This window comes from Methylobacterium sp. CCH5-D2 (genome assembly GCF_001556475.1).
Lineage (GTDB): Bacteria > Pseudomonadota > Alphaproteobacteria > Rhizobiales > Beijerinckiaceae > Methylobacterium > Methylobacterium hispanicum.
The window spans coordinates 1-15,431 of record NZ_LSIX01000865.1 but is presented as its reverse complement, the minus strand read 5'-3'; the positions used below and the strand labels follow the sequence as shown (position 1 = coordinate 15,431).

Annotated in this window: 18 protein-coding genes; 7 read left to right on the top strand and 11 right to left on the bottom strand. The window is 72.7% G+C overall.

Translation table 11 applies throughout. From position 1 onward, the window contains the following. Together AX737_RS23095 and AX737_RS23090 are read right to left on the bottom strand one after the other, a co-directional pair. A partial coding sequence (locus tag AX737_RS23095; protein WP_245293493.1) for a DUF58 domain-containing protein occupies window positions 1–314 on the bottom strand: 314 nt, incomplete at its 3' end. A gap of 74 nt (window positions 315–388) precedes the next feature. Further along, window positions 389–1,405 (bottom strand): MoxR family ATPase, encoded by a 1,017-nt coding sequence (locus AX737_RS23090; protein WP_066925354.1) that lies wholly within the window; start codon window positions 1,403–1,405, stop codon window positions 389–391. Window positions 1,406–1,657: 252 nt separating this feature from the next. Between AX737_RS23090 and AX737_RS23085 the strand changes: the two genes are divergently transcribed. Together AX737_RS23085 and AX737_RS23080 are read left to right on the top strand one after the other, a co-directional pair. Then, entirely contained in the window at window positions 1,658–2,368 is a 711-nt protein-coding gene (locus AX737_RS23085; RefSeq protein ID WP_066925351.1) for an MgtC/SapB family protein, read from the top strand. A 379-nt stretch (window positions 2,369–2,747) separates the two neighbouring features. Next, window positions 2,748–3,437 (top strand): SDR family NAD(P)-dependent oxidoreductase, encoded by a 690-nt coding sequence (locus tag AX737_RS23080; RefSeq protein WP_066925348.1) that lies wholly within the window; start codon window positions 2,748–2,750, stop codon window positions 3,435–3,437. Between the two features lie 6 nt (window positions 3,438–3,443). Here AX737_RS23080 and AX737_RS23075 read toward each other — a convergent pair whose 3' ends face one another. After that, a complete protein-coding gene (locus AX737_RS23075; protein ID WP_066925345.1) occupies window positions 3,444–3,797 on the bottom strand; it encodes a hypothetical protein in 354 nt (117 codons plus the stop codon). Between the two features lie 315 nt (window positions 3,798–4,112). On the opposite strand from AX737_RS23075, the gene AX737_RS23070 reads away from it, so the two are divergent. Continuing rightward, complete coding sequence (locus tag AX737_RS23070; RefSeq protein ID WP_066925342.1) at window positions 4,113–4,985, top strand: NlpC/P60 family protein; 873 nt, start codon at window positions 4,113–4,115, stop codon at window positions 4,983–4,985. Here the strand turns inward: AX737_RS23070 and AX737_RS23065 are convergent. The 4 genes from AX737_RS23065 to AX737_RS23050 are packed head-to-tail and all read right to left on the bottom strand — an operon-like array spanning window position 4,963 to window position 7,735. Next, a complete protein-coding gene (locus AX737_RS23065) occupies window positions 4,963–5,433 on the bottom strand; it encodes a low molecular weight phosphatase family protein (RefSeq protein WP_066925339.1) in 471 nt (156 codons plus the stop codon). The two genes, AX737_RS23070 and AX737_RS23065, sit on opposite strands and share 23 nt — an antisense overlap. A gap of 25 nt (window positions 5,434–5,458) precedes the next feature. Further along, window positions 5,459–5,950 (bottom strand): UPF0262 family protein, encoded by a 492-nt coding sequence (locus tag AX737_RS23060; RefSeq protein WP_066925336.1) that lies wholly within the window; start codon window positions 5,948–5,950, stop codon window positions 5,459–5,461. A gap of 13 nt (window positions 5,951–5,963) precedes the next feature. Then, window positions 5,964–7,259 carry a histidinol dehydrogenase gene (hisD, locus tag AX737_RS23055; RefSeq protein WP_066925334.1) on the bottom strand — a complete coding sequence of 432 codons (1,296 nt, stop codon included), beginning with the start codon at window positions 7,257–7,259 and terminating at the stop codon, window positions 5,964–5,966. 41 nt (window positions 7,260–7,300) lie between these two features. Beyond that, window positions 7,301–7,735 carry a DUF2948 family protein gene (locus tag AX737_RS23050; protein WP_066925329.1) on the bottom strand — a complete coding sequence of 145 codons (435 nt, stop codon included), beginning with the start codon at window positions 7,733–7,735 and terminating at the stop codon, window positions 7,301–7,303. A gap of 249 nt (window positions 7,736–7,984) precedes the next feature. Between AX737_RS23050 and AX737_RS23045 the strand changes: the two genes are divergently transcribed. Next, window positions 7,985–8,299, top strand: a complete 315-nt coding sequence (locus AX737_RS23045; protein ID WP_066925360.1) for a hypothetical protein — start codon at window positions 7,985–7,987, stop codon at window positions 8,297–8,299. A 61-nt stretch (window positions 8,300–8,360) separates the two neighbouring features. Here AX737_RS23045 and murA read toward each other — a convergent pair whose 3' ends face one another. Together murA and AX737_RS23035 are read right to left on the bottom strand one after the other, a co-directional pair. Next, window positions 8,361–9,650, bottom strand: a complete 1,290-nt coding sequence (gene murA / locus AX737_RS23040) for a UDP-N-acetylglucosamine 1-carboxyvinyltransferase (protein ID WP_066925326.1) — start codon at window positions 9,648–9,650, stop codon at window positions 8,361–8,363. Between the two features lie 84 nt (window positions 9,651–9,734). Continuing rightward, on the bottom strand, window positions 9,735–9,941 hold the full coding sequence (locus AX737_RS23035) for a hypothetical protein (protein WP_066925357.1): 207 nt from the start codon (window positions 9,939–9,941) through the stop codon (window positions 9,735–9,737). A 348-nt stretch (window positions 9,942–10,289) separates the two neighbouring features. Between AX737_RS23035 and hemA the strand changes: the two genes are divergently transcribed. Continuing rightward, the gene (hemA, locus tag AX737_RS23030) at window positions 10,290–11,570 is read left to right on the top strand and encodes a 5-aminolevulinate synthase (protein WP_156453905.1); all 1,281 of its coding nucleotides are present in this window, start codon (window positions 10,290–10,292) and stop codon (window positions 11,568–11,570) included. 51 nt (window positions 11,571–11,621) lie between these two features. Here the strand turns inward: hemA and AX737_RS23025 are convergent, their stop codons facing one another. Then, a complete protein-coding gene (locus AX737_RS23025) occupies window positions 11,622–12,353 on the bottom strand; it encodes an MBL fold metallo-hydrolase (RefSeq protein WP_066925321.1) in 732 nt (243 codons plus the stop codon). Between the two features lie 131 nt (window positions 12,354–12,484). Here AX737_RS23025 and AX737_RS23020 point away from each other — a divergent pair, with 131 nt between their 5' ends. Beyond that, window positions 12,485–13,039, top strand: a complete 555-nt coding sequence (locus AX737_RS23020; RefSeq protein ID WP_066925318.1) for a DUF4337 domain-containing protein — start codon at window positions 12,485–12,487, stop codon at window positions 13,037–13,039. Between the two features lie 99 nt (window positions 13,040–13,138). Beyond that, window positions 13,139–14,095 (top strand): hypothetical protein, encoded by a 957-nt coding sequence (locus tag AX737_RS23015; RefSeq protein ID WP_066925315.1) that lies wholly within the window; start codon window positions 13,139–13,141, stop codon window positions 14,093–14,095. On the opposite strand, the gene AX737_RS23010 is transcribed toward AX737_RS23015, so the two are convergent. Then, a partial coding sequence (locus AX737_RS23010) for a helix-hairpin-helix domain-containing protein (protein ID WP_156453903.1) occupies window positions 14,096–15,431 on the bottom strand: 1,336 nt, incomplete at its 5' end.

Here is a 15,431-nt window from a genome sequence, read left to right as displayed (position 1 = left end):
GGCGCGTGGTCGGCGACGGCGGCCGCGACCGAGCGCAGGGTGCGGCGGGTGCCGAACAGCATCGAGGGCCGGAAGTCGGCGAGCAGCACCACGGCGCGGTCGCGCTCGTCGTGGTGGGTGCGCGTGTGGAGTTGGCCCGTGCGGGCGGTGGCGTTGCGGTCGATGTGGCGCATGTCGTCGCCCTCGGACCAGAGCCGCACGTCGTCGGGCTCGGAACCGCGCCCGCGCCGCCGGGTGACGATGCCGCCGGGCAGGCCCGCCAGCGTGCGGGTGACGGGCGCCGAACCCCGGCGCGCGAGGTGGCGCAGGCCCATCAGCGCCTCGCCCGACAGGTGGATGCCGGGATCCTCCGGAGCGTCCGCCCTGCTGTCCGTCCTCTGCGCCACCCCTAGAGCGCCCGCACCCGCTGCAGGAGGCCGGCGACGATGCTGCGCGTCGTGCGGCCCTCGGCGGCGGCCCGCCAGGTCAGGCCGATGCGGTGGGAGAGGGCGTCGGCGGCGAGTTCCGCGATGTCCTCGGGCACGACGTGGTCGCGCCCGTGCAGGTAGGCGCGCGCCTTGCCCGCGAGCATCAGCGCGAGCGTCCCGCGGGGCGAGGCCGGGTGCTCGATCGCCGCGCGCAGGTCCGGCGCCGCCGCGTCGGTGCGCGTCGCCGCGACGAGCCGGACCAGGTAGTCCTTCAGCGCGGGCGAGACGTAGGTGGCGAGCGCGGCGTCCCGCGCGGCGCGCACGTCGTCGAGGCTGAGCTTGGCCGGCATCGCCTCGGCGTGGTGGGTCAATTCGCCCTCGACGAGGTCGAGGATGCGCCGCTCGGCGGCCTCGTCGGGCATCTCGACCACGACGTGGAGCAGGAAGCGGTCGAGTTGCGCCTCCGGCAGCGGGAAGGTGCCCGCGTGCTCGATCGGGTTCTGGGTCGCCACCACCATGAAGGGATCGGGCAGTCGATGGGTGTGGCCCGCCACCGTGATCTGGCCCTCGGCCATGGCCTCGAGCAGCGCCGACTGCACCTTGGGCGGGGCGCGGTTGACCTCGTCCACGAGGATCAGCGCGTGGAACAGGGGGCCGGCCAGGAACTCGAAGGTGCCCGCGTCCTGGCGCCAGACCGTGGTGCCGGTGAGGTCGGCGGGCATCAGGTCCGGCGTGCACTGCACCCGGGCGAAGGAGCCGTCGAGCCCGTCCGAGAGGCGCTTGACCGCCCGCGTCTTGGCCAGCCCCGGCGCGCCCTCGATCAGCAGGTGGCCGCCGGTGAGCAGCCCGATCAGCAGGCGCTCGACGAGGCGGTCCGCGCCGATCAGCCCGTGGAGGAGCCCGTCGCGCAAGGCCAGGATGCGGGCGCGCAGCGCCTCGTCCGCGGCGGGACGCTCGGCGGGTTGCGAGAGGCGGGCGGCGAGACCGGTGCCGCTCATGCGCAGGGGGCTCCCGCCGGCGCGACCGGGCGATGCGTCATCGGACGATGCGTCATTCTTGGCCGTCTCCTCGCTGCGCCGCTCGGCGGGCGCCGGACTCTTAGTCGGTCCATAGGAAGCCGGTGTGCCCGCCGGACCGGGGAAGCGTCAATCCCGACAACCCTGGATCGTGCCCGGATCGTGCCGACGCGGGCAATTTGCCCTAGAGGCGACCGTCACGGTTCCGTCATCGGCCCCTGTCTAGGACGCCCCATGATCGCGCTCACGCCCCTTCCCGAGACCGTCAACTCCGCCATCAGCCTCGTCACGGCCTTCGGGCTGGGCACGCTGATCGGCGCGGAGCGGCAGTATCGGCAGCGCAACGCGGGGCTGCGCACCACGGTACTGGTGGCGCTGGGGGCGGCCGCCTTCGTCGATCTCGGCATGCGGCTGACCGGGGGCGAGGGCGCGACGCGCACCGTGGCCTACGTGATCTCCGGCATCGGCTTCCTGGGCGCGGGCGTAATCATGAAGGAGGGCATGAACGTGCGCGGCCTCAACACGGCCGCGACGCTCTGGTGCTCGGCCTCCGTCGGCGCCTTCGCGGGGGCGGACCTGCCGCTGGAGGCCTGCTTCGTCACCGCGGCCGTGCTCGCCTGCAACACGCTGCTGCGCCCGCTCGTCAACGCCATCAACCGGGCCCCGATCCGCGAGGACCAGACCGAGGCGACCTACGAGGTGCAGGTGACGACCGCGACCGGGGCGGCGGGGCCTGCCCGCGACCTCTTGGTCGAGCGGCTGGAGGCGGCGAGCTATCCGGTGCGCGGTGTCGAGGTGGTGGAGCGTGGCGAGGACGCCGTGGACGTGGTGGCGACGCTGCTCGCCGACGCGGTCGAGGGTGGGGAACTCGACGCCGTCACGGACGACCTCGCCCGCGACCCGCGCATCCGCCACGCCACGTGGTCGGTGCGGGCGGCGGATTGAGGCCGACGATCGGCCTCCGATTCATCCGCGCCGTTTTCCCGGACGCCCGGAGCGTCAGCGGAGGGTGATCCGGGATCCAGCACAGGAAGTCGCGAAGTGTCCGCTCTTTGCGACGTTCCAGAAGGTAGAGCCGCTTCGCGGCACTGGGCTCGCTGGATCCCGGATCACCTTCCACTGCGTTCCAGGCGTCCGGGAAAGGGACGGCGCTTTATCGTTATGGTCGGCTGAGGGGCTACCGATCACAGCCGGCTGGCCCCCTTAATCCCCCGCTCAGCGTGCGCGGGCACACGCGCCGCGCGGACGAGGCCTTCACCGGTTCCCCTCCGTGACCGACCTCGCCCCTGAAAGCGGGCCGCCGGGCGCCCGCCGGAGAACCTCCATGAGCGACACCTCATCCAAGCGCGCCCTGATCGTCGGAGCCTCGCGCGGGCTCGGCCTCGGCCTCGCCGAGACCCTGCTGCAGCGGGGCTGGGCCGTCACCGCCACGCAGCGGAAGGCCGGCTCCGACCTGGAGAGGCTGAAGGCCGACCGCCTCACCGTCGAGACGGTCGACATCGACGACGACGCGGGCGTGGCCGCCCTGCACGAGCGGCTCGGGCCGCAAGCCTACGACCTGATCTTCGTGGTGGCGGGCGTGGCCACACAGGCGCACGATCCGGCCCACGCCGTGCCCCGGGACGTGGCCGCCCAGGTCTACCTGACGAACGCGATCAGCCCGATCCGCTTCGCGGAAGCCTTTCGCGACCGACTCGCGCCGGGCGGCAGCCTCGCGCTGATGAGTTCGGTGCTGGGCAGCGTCGGGCTCAACGAGTCGGGCGGCTGGGAGACCTACCGGGCCAGCAAGGCGGCGCTGAACACCCTGGCGCGCAGCTTCGAGATCCGCCACCGGGAGAGCGGGATCAGCGTGTTCCTGGTCCATCCGGGCTGGGTCCGCACCGACATGGGCGGCGCGGAGGCCGACATCGACGTGGCGACCAGCGTCGCCGGCATGGCGGACGCGATCGAGGCCCGGCTGGGCGAGCTGGGCGTGGCCTATTTCGACTACCGGGGCGAGACGCTCGCCTGGTAGGGCCGGTCAGCGGCGCGGGTCGAGGGGACGGCCGCGCCGCTCCACCACCACGGGCGCCCGGGTGCGGCGCTCGACGATCACGGTGCGGGGCGCGCGGCTCGGGCTGCCGGGGCTCATGATCCGCTCCGGAACCCGCTCGGGCTTCCGGCGTGAGGCGGCGACCACGTGCGGGCGCACCTCGTCGGCCGGCAGGCCGATCAGCCCGCAGGCGATCTCCACCTGCTGCTCGAGATCGTCCGCCAGATCCTGGGCGGCGGCGACCGCCTCGGCGACGGTCGGCGGCTCGCGACGGACCCGGATCGGTGGCAGGTCAGCGAAGCTCTTCGGCGATTTCTTCACGGCACGGCTCGCATGGTTCATGGGCCGAACATAGGATGCTGCGCCGGATTGTGCACCGCATCAAAGTGGAAGGAAAGACGTTTTCGCATGCATGGCGCTTGGCTCGGCTCTTGCCCCTCGGCAGGGCAGCGTCGCGACCAGCCCGGAGTTAACTTATGTTGCGGGGGTGCCGAATGTCTCGGCCTGTGCGCCGCCGCATCGCCCCGGGACGACGCTCCCGCGTCGGCTGGTCCCGGTAACGGGTCAACAACCCCGCCGAGGGATCGTTCATCGCCCGCGCCACCGAACCGCCCCGAATCGAGCGAATCACGTTCGTTCCCGCTCCCGGAAGATCCCATGCCGCTCGATCCGCGCCTCACCCCCGCCCGCCCGGACCTCGCCGACCTCGCGCTCCGCGGCCGGGTCGAGGCCGCGCGCTACGTCGCCGGCGAGCCGCGCCGCGTCGTCGCGCCCTCGGCGCCCCTGCGCCGGGCCCCGTCCGCGGAATCCGGCATCGATACCGAGGCGGTGCTGGGCGACGCCGTGACGCTCTACGAGGCGCGCGACGGCTTCGCCTGGGTCCAGCTCGTCCACGACGGCTACGTGGGCTACCTGGCGGCCGACAGCCTCGGCCCGGCCGACCCGGCGCCGACCCACCGCGTCGCGGCGCTGCGGACCTTCCTCTACCCTGCCCCGGACCTGAAGCGTCCGGCCCGCGCCCATCTCGGGCTCGGCTCCGCGCTCGTCGTCACGGGCGAGGCGGGGGATTACCTGGAGGTGCCGGGCGGCTACGTCTTCGCCGGCCATTGCCGTCCGGTCGATGCGGTCGAGCCGGATTTCGCCGGCACGGCCGAGCGCCTCGTCGGGACGCCCTATCTCTGGGGTGGCCGCACGACGCTCGGCCTGGACTGCTCGGGGCTGGTCCAGCTCTGCCTGGAAGCCGCCGGCCTGACCTGCCCGCGCGACGCCGACCAGCAGGAGCGGGCGCTGGGCGACGCCTTGCCGGACGACGCCTCGTCGGACGATCTCGCGGACCTGCGCCGGGGCGACCTCGTGTTCTGGCGCGGCCATGTCGGGATGATGCTCGACGCGAGCCGCCTGATCCACGCCAACGGCCACCACATGGCGGTGGCGGTCGAGCCGCTGCGAACGGCCGTCGCGCGCATCCGCGAGAAGAGCTACGGGCCGATGACGTCCGTGCGGCGGATCACGCCTTCAACCGGCTCTTGATCCGCCGCACCAGCCCGTCGCGCACGTCGCGGTAGGCGTCGAGCCGCTGCTCGCGCGAGACGTCGTAGAAGTTGGTGGGGTCGGGCGTCGGCCAGTATTCCACGTCCGCCGCGAGGGTGCGGGTCAGTTCCAGCGCCGCGTGGTGCGCTTCGGGGGCGAGGGTGACGATGAGGTCGAAGTTCAGCCCCTCCCACTCCTCCAGCTGCTCGACCGTGCGGGGGCGGTGCTTCTTCGCGTCGATGCCGATCTCGTCGAGGACGCTCACCATGAAGGGATCGACCGGCTCGCCCTCGCGCACGCCCGCCGACTGCACGTAGATCGACTTGCCGAAATAGTGGCGCGCGATCGCCTCCGCTGCGGGCGAGCGCACGGCGTTGAAGTTGCACATGAACAGGACCGACTGGACCCGTTTCTTCCGTGGGCCGAGGCCCGGCGCGGTCTCGTCCATCGGAGCCTAGCCCCGCCCCACGCCGTCAGCCCTTCCAGTGCAGGGCGAAGATCAGGGTGAAGAGCCGCCGCGCGGTGTCGTGGTCGAGGTCGACCTTGCCGTCGAGGCGCTGCTTCAGGGTCTCGGACGCCTCGTTGTGCAGGCCCCGCCGGCCCATGTCGATCGCCTCGATCTGCGTCGGCGAGGCGGTGCGGATCGCGTTGTAGTAGCTCTCGCAGATCATCTCGTAGTCGCGGATCACCCGCCGGAAGGGGGTGAGCGAGAGGAGATGCGTCATCACCGGCTCGCGGGCCTCGTTGCCGATCGCGAAGGAGAGCTTGTTCTCGACGAGGCCGAGATGGAGCCGGTACGGCCCCTCGTCCCGGCCCGGAATGACGAACTGGTTGTCCTCCAGGATGTCGAAGATCGCGATGGCGCGCTCGTGCTCCTGGTCCGGGTTGCCGCGGCCGATCGAATCCTCGTCGAGCGTCACCGCGACGAGACGGTGCGGCGAGCGCTCCTTCCTGGCCTCCGACATCGTTAAGCCTGCCTCACAGGTTCAGCCGGATCGCGACGGAGCGGGCATGGCCCTCCAGGCCCTCCGACCGGCCGAGGTTTATCGCCGCCGGGCCGAGCGCCCGCAAGCTCTCCGGCGTGCAGGCGAGGATGGTGGTGCGCTTCATGAAATCGAGCACGCCGAGGCCGGAGGAGAAGCGGGCCGAGCGGGCGGTCGGCAGCACGTGGTTCGGGCCGCCCACGTAGTCGCCGATCGCTTCCGGCGTGTGCGAGCCGAGGAAGATCGCGCCGGCGTTGCGCACCTTCGCGGCGAGCGCTTCCGCGTCCTGCGTCTCGATCTCCAGGTGCTCGGGGGCGAGGCGGTCGGTGAGCGGCACCGCCTCGTCGAAGTCGCGCACCCGGATGATCGCGCCGTAGTCGCGCCAGCTCGCCCGCGCGATCTCCTGGCGGGGCAGGGTGGTGAGCGCCCGCTCGACCGCCACCTCGACGGCCTCGGCCAGCGCCGCGCTGTCGGTGATCAGGATGGCCTGCGCCGCCGTGTCGTGCTCGGCCTGGGCCAGCAGGTCGGCGGCGATCCAGTCCGGGTTGGCGTGGTCGTCGGCCAGGATCAGCACCTCCGAGGGACCGGCGATCATGTCGATGCCGACCTGCCCGAAGACCCGCCGCTTGGCCGCCGCCACCCAGGCGTTGCCGGGGCCGACGACCTTGGCAACCGGCGCGATGGTCCGGGTGCCGTAGGCGAGCGCCGCGACGGCCTGGGCGCCGCCGACGCGGTAGACCTCGTGCACGCCCGAGAGGTGGGCGGCGGCCAGCACCAGCGGGTTCATCCGTCCTTCCGGCGCGGGCGCCACCATGACGATGCGCGGAACGCCCGCCACGCGCGCCGGCACCGCGTTCATCAGCACGGAGGAGGGGTAGCTCGCGGTGCCGCCCGGCACGTAGAGGCCGACCGATTCGAGCGCCGTCCAGCGCCAGCCCGCGGTGACGCCGAGCGCGTCGGTCTCGCGGTGGTCGGCGGGTACCTGGGCCCGGTGGAAATGCTCGATCCGCTCCGCGGCGAGGGTCAGCGCCTCGATCTGGTCGGCCGGGCAGGCCGCGACGGCTTCAGCGATCTCCGCGTCCGTGACGCGCAGGCTACCCTCGGTGAAATCCTCGCCGAGTCGGTCGAAGCGGCGGGTGTAGTCGACGAGCGCGGCATCGCCCCCCGCCACCACGCCCGCGATGATGCCGCGCACGACCTCGTCCACATCCTCGGCGATCTCGCGCTTCACGGTGAGCAGGCGCGCGAAATCATCGGCGAAGGTCGGGGCGGAGCTGTCGAGACGAACCATGGACCCGTGTCGTTTCGTGTTGGGGAAGCCGGTGATGAGGATCAGGCCGCGTCGTCGTGGCCGGGCCGGCTCTCGGCCTCCCAGACCGGGCCGAGATCCTTCATCTGCACCTCGACGCACTCCACGTCGAGCCGGATCGCGGCGTTCCCTGAGAAGATCAGCGTCACGGTGCCGGAGGGCGGCTCGGTCGGCGCGAAGGTGACGGCGAGGAGGTTCAGCGCCGTGTCGGCGTTGCCGCCCGGCGCGATGCCGCGGGTGCGCACGCCGAGCACCCGCTCGAAATGCACGCCCGTGAGGCGGCGCCGCTCCGGCTCGCCTGGGCCGACCGACCAGTCGAAGCGCCGCGCCACGAGCACGAAGCGGTGCTCGGCCGCCAGATAGGTCAGGTCGCCGGCCCGCAGGACCGCGTCCTGCAGGTGGGCCGAGATCACCGTGAGATCCTCGGCGTCGAGGGCGGCGAGCTTCAACAGCTCCATGCGGGCACCTTGGCTGGATGGCGGATCCGGCCGGATCGGGTGATCGGCCGGATGGTAAATTTCACGTGAAACGCTGCGGGGTAGGTAGCGACCGGGAGGGTGATCGACAACGGGCAGGCGTGCGGAGCGCCCCGCCCACGGCGGACGTGGCCGAAAAGTCCGCCCGTAGGATCAGGTACCGTTCAGGCGGCGCTCTATATGCCCGGCCCACGGACACGAAGGTTCGAGGAGACCAGACCGGTGACGCGCATCACGCTCGCGGCTCTCGCCGCCCTGACGCTGGGAACGACGCTCGCCGCCGCGCCGGCGCGCGCGCAGTACTACGACGACGGCCCGCGCCGCTACGACCGGGGCTACGAGGACCGTTACGACCGCTACGAGCGCCGCCGCCGGGACGACTATTACGAGGACCGCTACGAGCGCCGCCGGGATTTCGGCCGGCGCGGGGGCAGCATCTGCGTGACCTCGCGCGGCAACTGCCCGACCCGCCCCGCGCCGTTCAACGCGCCTTGCGGCTGCGAGATTCCGGGCTTCGGCTTCAAGCGCGGCGCGATCGGCGGCTGAGGATCGGCACAAGGCACGAACGCGGGAAGGCACCCGAACCGGTCGGGTGCCTTCTTCGTGCTCAGGCCCGCACGCGCTCGATCCGCGCGCCGCAGCGGCCGAGCTTGGCCTCCAGCGCCTCGAAGCCGCGGTCGAGGTGGTAGACCCGGTTGATCTGGGTCTCGCCCTCGGCGGCGAGCCCGGCGATCACCAGCGAGACCGAGGCGCGCAGGTCCGTGGCCATCACGGGCGCGCCCTTCAGGCGCTCGACGCCCTCTACGATCGCGGCGTCGCCGTCGAGGCGGATCTTGGCGCCGAGGCGGGCGAGTTCCTGCACGTGCATGAAGCGGTTCTCGAAGATCGTCTCGCGGATGCGGGAACTCCCCTTGGCCAGCGTCATCAGCGCCATGAACTGCGCCTGCAGGTCGGTGGGGAAGCCCGGGAAGGGATCGGTGGTCACGTCCACCGCCGCGATGCCGGCGCCGTTGCGGCGCACCCGGATCCCGTCCGGCACCTGCGTGACCTCGGCGCCGGTGGTGGCCAGCACGTCGAGGGCCGCGTGCAGCAGGTCGGAGCGGGTGTTCTCCAGCACCACGTCGCCGCCCGTCATCGCCACCGCCATGGCGTAGGTGCCGGTCTCGATCCGGTCGGGCAGCACCTCGTGGCGGGCGCCGTTCAGGCGGGCCACGCCCTCGATCTCGATGCGCGGCGTGCCCGCGCCCTTGATGCGCGCGCCCATCTTGGTCAGGCACTCGGCGAGATCGACGACCTCGGGCTCGCGGGCGGCGTTCTCGATCACGGTGGTGCCGTAGGCGAGCGCCGCCGCCATCAGGGCGACGTGTGTTCCGCCGACCGTGACCTTCGGGAAGCTGATCTCGGCGCCGCGCAGGCCGTTCTTGGTCTTGGCCACCACGTAGCCGCCGTCGATGTCGATCTGCGCGCCGAGCCGCTCCAGCGCCATGATCAGCAGGTCCACGGGCCGCGTGCCGATGGCGCAGCCACCCGGCAGCGAGACCTTGGCCTCGCCGAACCGGGCGAGCAGCGGCGCCACCACCCAGAAGCTCGCCCGCATGGTCGAGACCAGCTCGTAGGGCGCGGTCGTGTCGATGACGTTCGAGGCGGTGAGCCGGACGGTCTGGCCGGTCTCGGTGGTCTGGCCCGGGCGCTTGCCGACCACCGTCTGATCGACGCCGTGGTTGCCGAGGATGCGGGTCAGCGCGTTGATGTCGGCGAGGCGCGGCACGTTGACGAGTTCGAGCGTCTCGCCGGTGAGCAGGCTCGCGATCATCAGCGGCAGCGCCGCGTTCTTGGCGCCCGAGATCGGGATGGTACCGTGCAGCTCGGTGCCACCGGTGATGTGGATGCGGTCCATGCTCGTTCCCTGGGCCGCCCCGCGGGTTCGCGCGGCGCCTATCGTTCCGTCGGGCGCGACCGTGCGCCCAGGCTTGGCCGCAGGCTATAGTCCAGTTTTGTCGGAATCGGGACCGCTCCCGGACGCATCGGCGCCCGGCGAATCATCCAGGGTCCGCGGGCCGGCCGCGCCGGTCGCCCCGCTCCGCTCCTTGCCCTGCTCCTTGCCGCGCTCCTGCGCCTTGCGCCGCCGCAGGTTGTCGCGCAGCGCCGCCTTCAACCGTTCCGCGCGGCTCTCGCCTGTATCCGCCATCGTCATCCCGCCCTTGCGTGCCCGGAACGAGGTTCGCGCGCGGCGCATCGTCACCCTGGAGCCGCTCTTCCGCCCTGCACAGGGCAGGAATGTTAGAACTCACCTTGAACCCATTCCAGATCCGCCTGTATCTTCCGCCCCGACAGCGCCCGAAGACGCTGCCGCGAGAACGCTCAAGGAAACCGCCAGCCCGCGTCCGGAACCGTCTCCAGGGTTCAGCGGACGTCAATCCAAACGTCCGATGCTCGCCGGAGGCCCGAACGGGTCTCGCGTGCCGAACGATCCCGCGCATCGACGGCCCGTCCGTCCGTGCCAGCCACCCGAAGGATCCTCATGCCCGTGACCCGGATGCCCGCTGCCCCGAAGACCGCATCGTCCGGACCCGGCATCAGGACCGATTTCGAGGGCTACTTCCGCGCCGCGCTGGACAAGCTGCACGGCGAGCGCCGCTACCGCGTCTTCGCCGACATCGAGCGCGTGGCCGGCCGCTTCCCGCAGGCGAACTGGCGCCGCCCGGACGGCTCGACCCGCGAGATCACCGTGTGGTGCTCGAACGACTATCTCGGCATGGGCCAGCACCCCGAGGTGGTGGGCGCCATGACCGAGACGGCCCGGCGCTGCGGCGTCGGCGCGGGCGGCACCCGCAACATCGCGGGCAACAACTCGCCGCTGGTCGATCTCGAGCGCGAGCTCGCCGATCTCCACGGCAAGGAGGCGGGCCTCGTCTTCACCTCGGGCTACGTCTCGAACCAGGCCGGCATCTCGACGATCGCGAAGCTGATCCCGAACTGCCTGATCCTGTCGGACGCCTTCAACCACAACTCGATGATCGAGGGCGTGCGGCACTCGGGGTGCGAGAAGCGCATCTTCCGCCACAACGACCTCGCGCATCTCGAGGAACTGCTGGTCGAGGCCGGCGACCGGCCCAAGCTCATCGTGTTCGAGTCCGTCTACTCGATGGACGGCGACGTGGCGCCGATCGGCAAGATCTGCGACCTCGCCGACCGCTACGGCGCGATGACCTACCTGGACGAGGTCCACGCGGTCGGCCTCTACGGCGAGCGCGGCGCCGGGATCGCCGAGCGCGACGGCGTGATGCACCGGGTCGACGTGATCGAGGGCACGCTCGCCAAGGGCTTCGGCTGCGTCGGCGGCTACATCACGGGCTCGGCGGCCGTGCTCGACGCGGTGCGTTCCTTCGCGGCCGGCTTCATCTTCACCACGGCGCTGCCGCCGGCTGTGGCGGCGGCCGCCCGCGCCTCGGTGCGCTACCTCAAGCGCTCGCAGGTCGAGCGCGAGGCGCACCAGCGCCAGGCGGCGCAGACCAAGGCGGCGCTCGAGGCGGCGGGCCTGCCGGTGCTGCACACAGAGACCCACATCGTGCCCGTGATGGTGGGCGACGCCGAGCTGTGCAAGGCGGCCGCCGACCACCTGCTGGAGTGCCACGGCATCTACATCCAGCCGATCAACTACCCGACCGTGCCGCGTGGGACCGAGCGCCTGCGCATCACGCCCTCGCCGTTCCACGACGCGGCGCAGATCGAGAAGCTCACCGCGGCGCTGGCCGAGACCTGGGACGCGCTCGACCTGCCGCGCGCCGGCACGGTCTTCGTCGAGGCGGCGGAGTAGGGCGCGGGTCGTCCCGCCCCCCCCGCAGAGGGGGGAGGGCGGAAGACGCGATCAGAGCTCCAGCACCAGCCCGTCCTCGGCCGCAATGTAGCCGTCGGCCGGGTGCGCGATCATCTCGGGGCTCATATGCGTGAGCATGAGCCGCCTCGGGGCGATCTCGGGCAGGTTGCGGTTGAGCGTCGCCCAGTCGAGGTGGAACCTGACCGGGCGCGCCACCGTGTAGCCCTCGGCGATCATCAGGTCGGCGCCGCGCCCGGCCGGGATCAGGGCGTCCACCCACTGCGTGTCGCCCGTATAGGTCAGCACCCGGCCCGCATGGGCGAGCCGCAGGGCGTGGGCGGGCGCGCCGGAGGGATGCTCGACCGCGAAGGCTTCCACCCCCACCCCGCCGACCGTCGCCGGCTCGCCGGCCGCGATCTCCCGCACCTCCACCGCGAAGGCCCGCTCGGCCGTGCTGGAGCCCGGGAACAGCACCTCCATGGCGGCCGGAAGCCGCTCCCGGATCCCGGGCGGCCCAACGATCGTCAGGGGCGCCGTGCGCCGGCTGACCAGCTGCCCGTCGAGGATCAGCCAGGGCAGGCCGCCGAAATGGTCGCCGTGCAGATGGCTGAGGAACACCGTGTCGATCCCGTTGGGATCGACGCCGAAGCGGCGCATGGCGATCAGCGCCGAGGCGCCGCAATCGATGAGGAAGCCGGTGCCGTCCCCCGCGACGTGGAAGCAGGTGTGGAGGCGCCCGCCCGAGCCGAAGGCGTCGCCGCAGCCGAGAACCGTGAGTCGCATCGCCGAGCACCTCCCCGTCCGTCACCAACGCGGCGATGCAGGCCCGCGCTCCCGCGGCTCCCCCTCGGCTGTTGCACCGCGGCACGCGATGCGCTGTAGCTCCCCCGCTCACGAATCAGGGGGGATGGTGCATGTCGGGCGGTCACGGGGCGATCGAGGGTTCGAACAAGCGGGTGGCGCTGCTGATCTCGGTGCTGGCGCTGTTCCTGGCCTTCAGCGAGACGCTGGGCAAGGCGGCCCAGACCGAGGCGATCGGCGCCAACATCGAGGCCGCCAACCAATGGGCCTTCTTCCAAGCGCGCACCATCCGCAGCACGGTGCTGAAGACCGCCGACGAGATGGTCGCGCTCGCCCCCCCGGGGCCGAACCAGGACGCGGTGCAGGCCAAGCGCGCCGAGTGGGCCAGGACCATGGCGCGCTGGGACTCGGAGCCGGCCACCGGCGAGGGCCGCAAGGAACTCGCCGAGAAGGCCAAGCTGAACCAGGAGAAGCGCGACCTCTCGCTCCACCGCTACCACCACTACGAGCTGGCCTCGGCGGCCTTCCAGATCGGCATCGTGCTGGCCTCGGCCCAGGTGATCACCGGGATCGTGGCGCTCGCCGTCGCGGGCGGCCTGCTCGGCGCGGCCGGCGCGGTGATGCTGGGATTCGGCTTCCTGGCGCCGCACGCGCTGCACCTGTTCTGAGGGCGCCCACCCACAGCAACCGGGGGTGGTCTTAACGGAGCCTTCACGGGCCTCGGGCCGCATGGTCGGATGACCCGAACCGCATCCGGACACCGTCTCGTGCGCAGGTGTCTCGCCCCGGCCCTGCTCCTCCTCGGCTGCGCCTCCGCCGCCGCGGCGCAGGCCTCCCCGTTCCGCGACGCCCTCGCGGCGGCCGGCGGCTGCGGCCGGCACCGCGCGCTCGCCGCCGACCGGCTCGGACCGCTCGGCGGCGGTCCGACCGCCGGCCCGCGCTCCGGCGAGGGGGGGGACGTCGATCTGTTCGGCAAGGCCGCGGAGGCGTGGAGCGAGGCCGAGATCCGCGACGCCCGCGCGGCCTACGCGGCCTGCGAGGCGCGGGCGACCGGCACCCGTGCCGATCCCGAGCTGATGCGGCGGTTCGAGTCCGCCCTGCGCCGGGCGGTGATCATCGCCCGCGCCCGCGGGCCGGCGGAGGAGGTCTCCGAGGCCCCCTCGCAGCGGGCGGCCGACGGGAGCGCCCGGACGGCGCCGGGCCGGGCGGGAGACGGCCTGCGCCGGAGCCCCGCCTTCGTTCCCGCCAGGGCCGGGGCGTCCCCGCCCGATCCGGGCCGGCAGGCCGCGGAGGTCTTTCGCGATGCGGAGCGGCTCGAAGGGACCGGGAGCCCGGTCGCCGCGTCCGGGATGCCGACCGCCGCGGCGGAGGCCGTGGGGGCCGGGCCGAGTCCGGAGCGCGGTGCGCGCCTCGCCCTCTCGGCGGCCTTCGGGGCGCCGCGGAGCGCGGCCCTCGCGTCCGACGCGGGCGAGCCGAAGTCCGGGGGTGGGCCGAACTGCGCCGTCAGCCGGCGCAGCTTCGAGTTGCTCCAGGCGGACATGCGGATGCCGGAGGTCGAGAGCCTGCTCGGCTGCCGCGGCGCGAGCGAGGGCAGCGCGACCATCCCGGGGCTCGGCGCCTTCGAGACCTACGGCTGGAGCGACCGCGGCGGGACCTTCTCGGTCACGCTGGTCTTCCAGGGCGGGCGCCTGAGATCGAAGGTCCAGCGCGGGCTCGCCAACTGATCAGCCGCCCCGCGGCTTGCCCTCGGCCGCGCGGCGCAGGGCGTCGGCCAGCGCGCCCGCGCGCTCGGACCTCGGCGCCTGCGGGCGCCCGGAATCGTGCGGGCGCCCGGGAGCGGGCGGGCGGGGCGCCGGCCGGCCCGTGGCCTGCGACGGACCCTCGCGGCGCGCGGGGCGCTCCGCCTCGTCCGAGCGCATGCTGAGGGCGATGCGCTTGCGGGCGGCATCGACCTCCAGCACCCGCACCTGCACCACGTCGCCGGGCTTCACCACCTCGCGCGGGTCCTTCACGAAGCGGTCGGCCAGCATCGAGATGTGCACCAGCCCGTCCTGGTGGACGCCGACATCCACGAAGGCCCCGAAGGCCGCGACGTTCGTCACCACGCCCTCCAGACGCATCCCGGGGCGCAGGTCGCCGATCTTCTCGACGCCGTCCGCGAAGGCCGCGGTGCGGAAGCTCGGGCGCGGGTCGCGGCCGGGCTTCTCCAACTCGGCGATGATGTCGGTGACCGTCGGCAGGCCGAAGCTCTGGTCCACGAAGGCGCTCGGTGCGAGGCCGCGCAGCGTGGCGCCGTCGCCGACGAGCGCCGCGACCGGTTTGCCGGTCGCCGCCAGGATCTTCTTGACGACCGGGTAGGCTTCCGGGTGCACGCCGGACGCGTCGAGCGGATCCTCGCCGCCGCGGATGCGCAGGAAGCCCGCCGCGAGCTCGTAGGCCTTCGGCCCGAGCCCCGGCACCTTGCGCAAAGCGGCCCGCTTGGCGAACGGCCCGTTGGCGTCGCGGTGGACGACGATGTTCGCGGCGACCCGCTCGGAGAGGCCGGAGACGCGGGCGAGGAGCGGCGCCGAGGCGCTGTTCACATCGACGCCGACGCGGTTCACGCAATCCTCCACCACGGCGTCGAGGGAGCGGGCGAGCTTCCCCTCCGCCAGATCGTGCTGGTACTGCCCGACGCCGATCGCCTTCGGCTCGATCTTCACCAGTTCGGCCAACGGATCCTGCAGCCGCCGGGCGATCGAGACGGCGCCGCGCAGGGTCACGTCGAGGTTCGGCAGCTCGGCCGAGGCGTAGGCGGAGGCCGAGTAGACCGAGGCGCCGGCCTCGGACACCAGGACCTTGGTGAGCTTGGCGTCGGGCAGCTTGGCGACGAGTTCGGCCGCGAGCCGGTCCGTCTCGCGGGACGCCGTGCCATTGCCGATCGCGATCAGCTCGATCCTGTGGGCGAGCACCAGCTTGGCCAGCGCGGCCAGCGCCCCGTTCCAGTCGCGCCGCGGCTCGTGCGGGTAGATCGTGTCGGTCGCCACGACCTTGCCGGTCGCGTCCACCGCCGCGACCTTC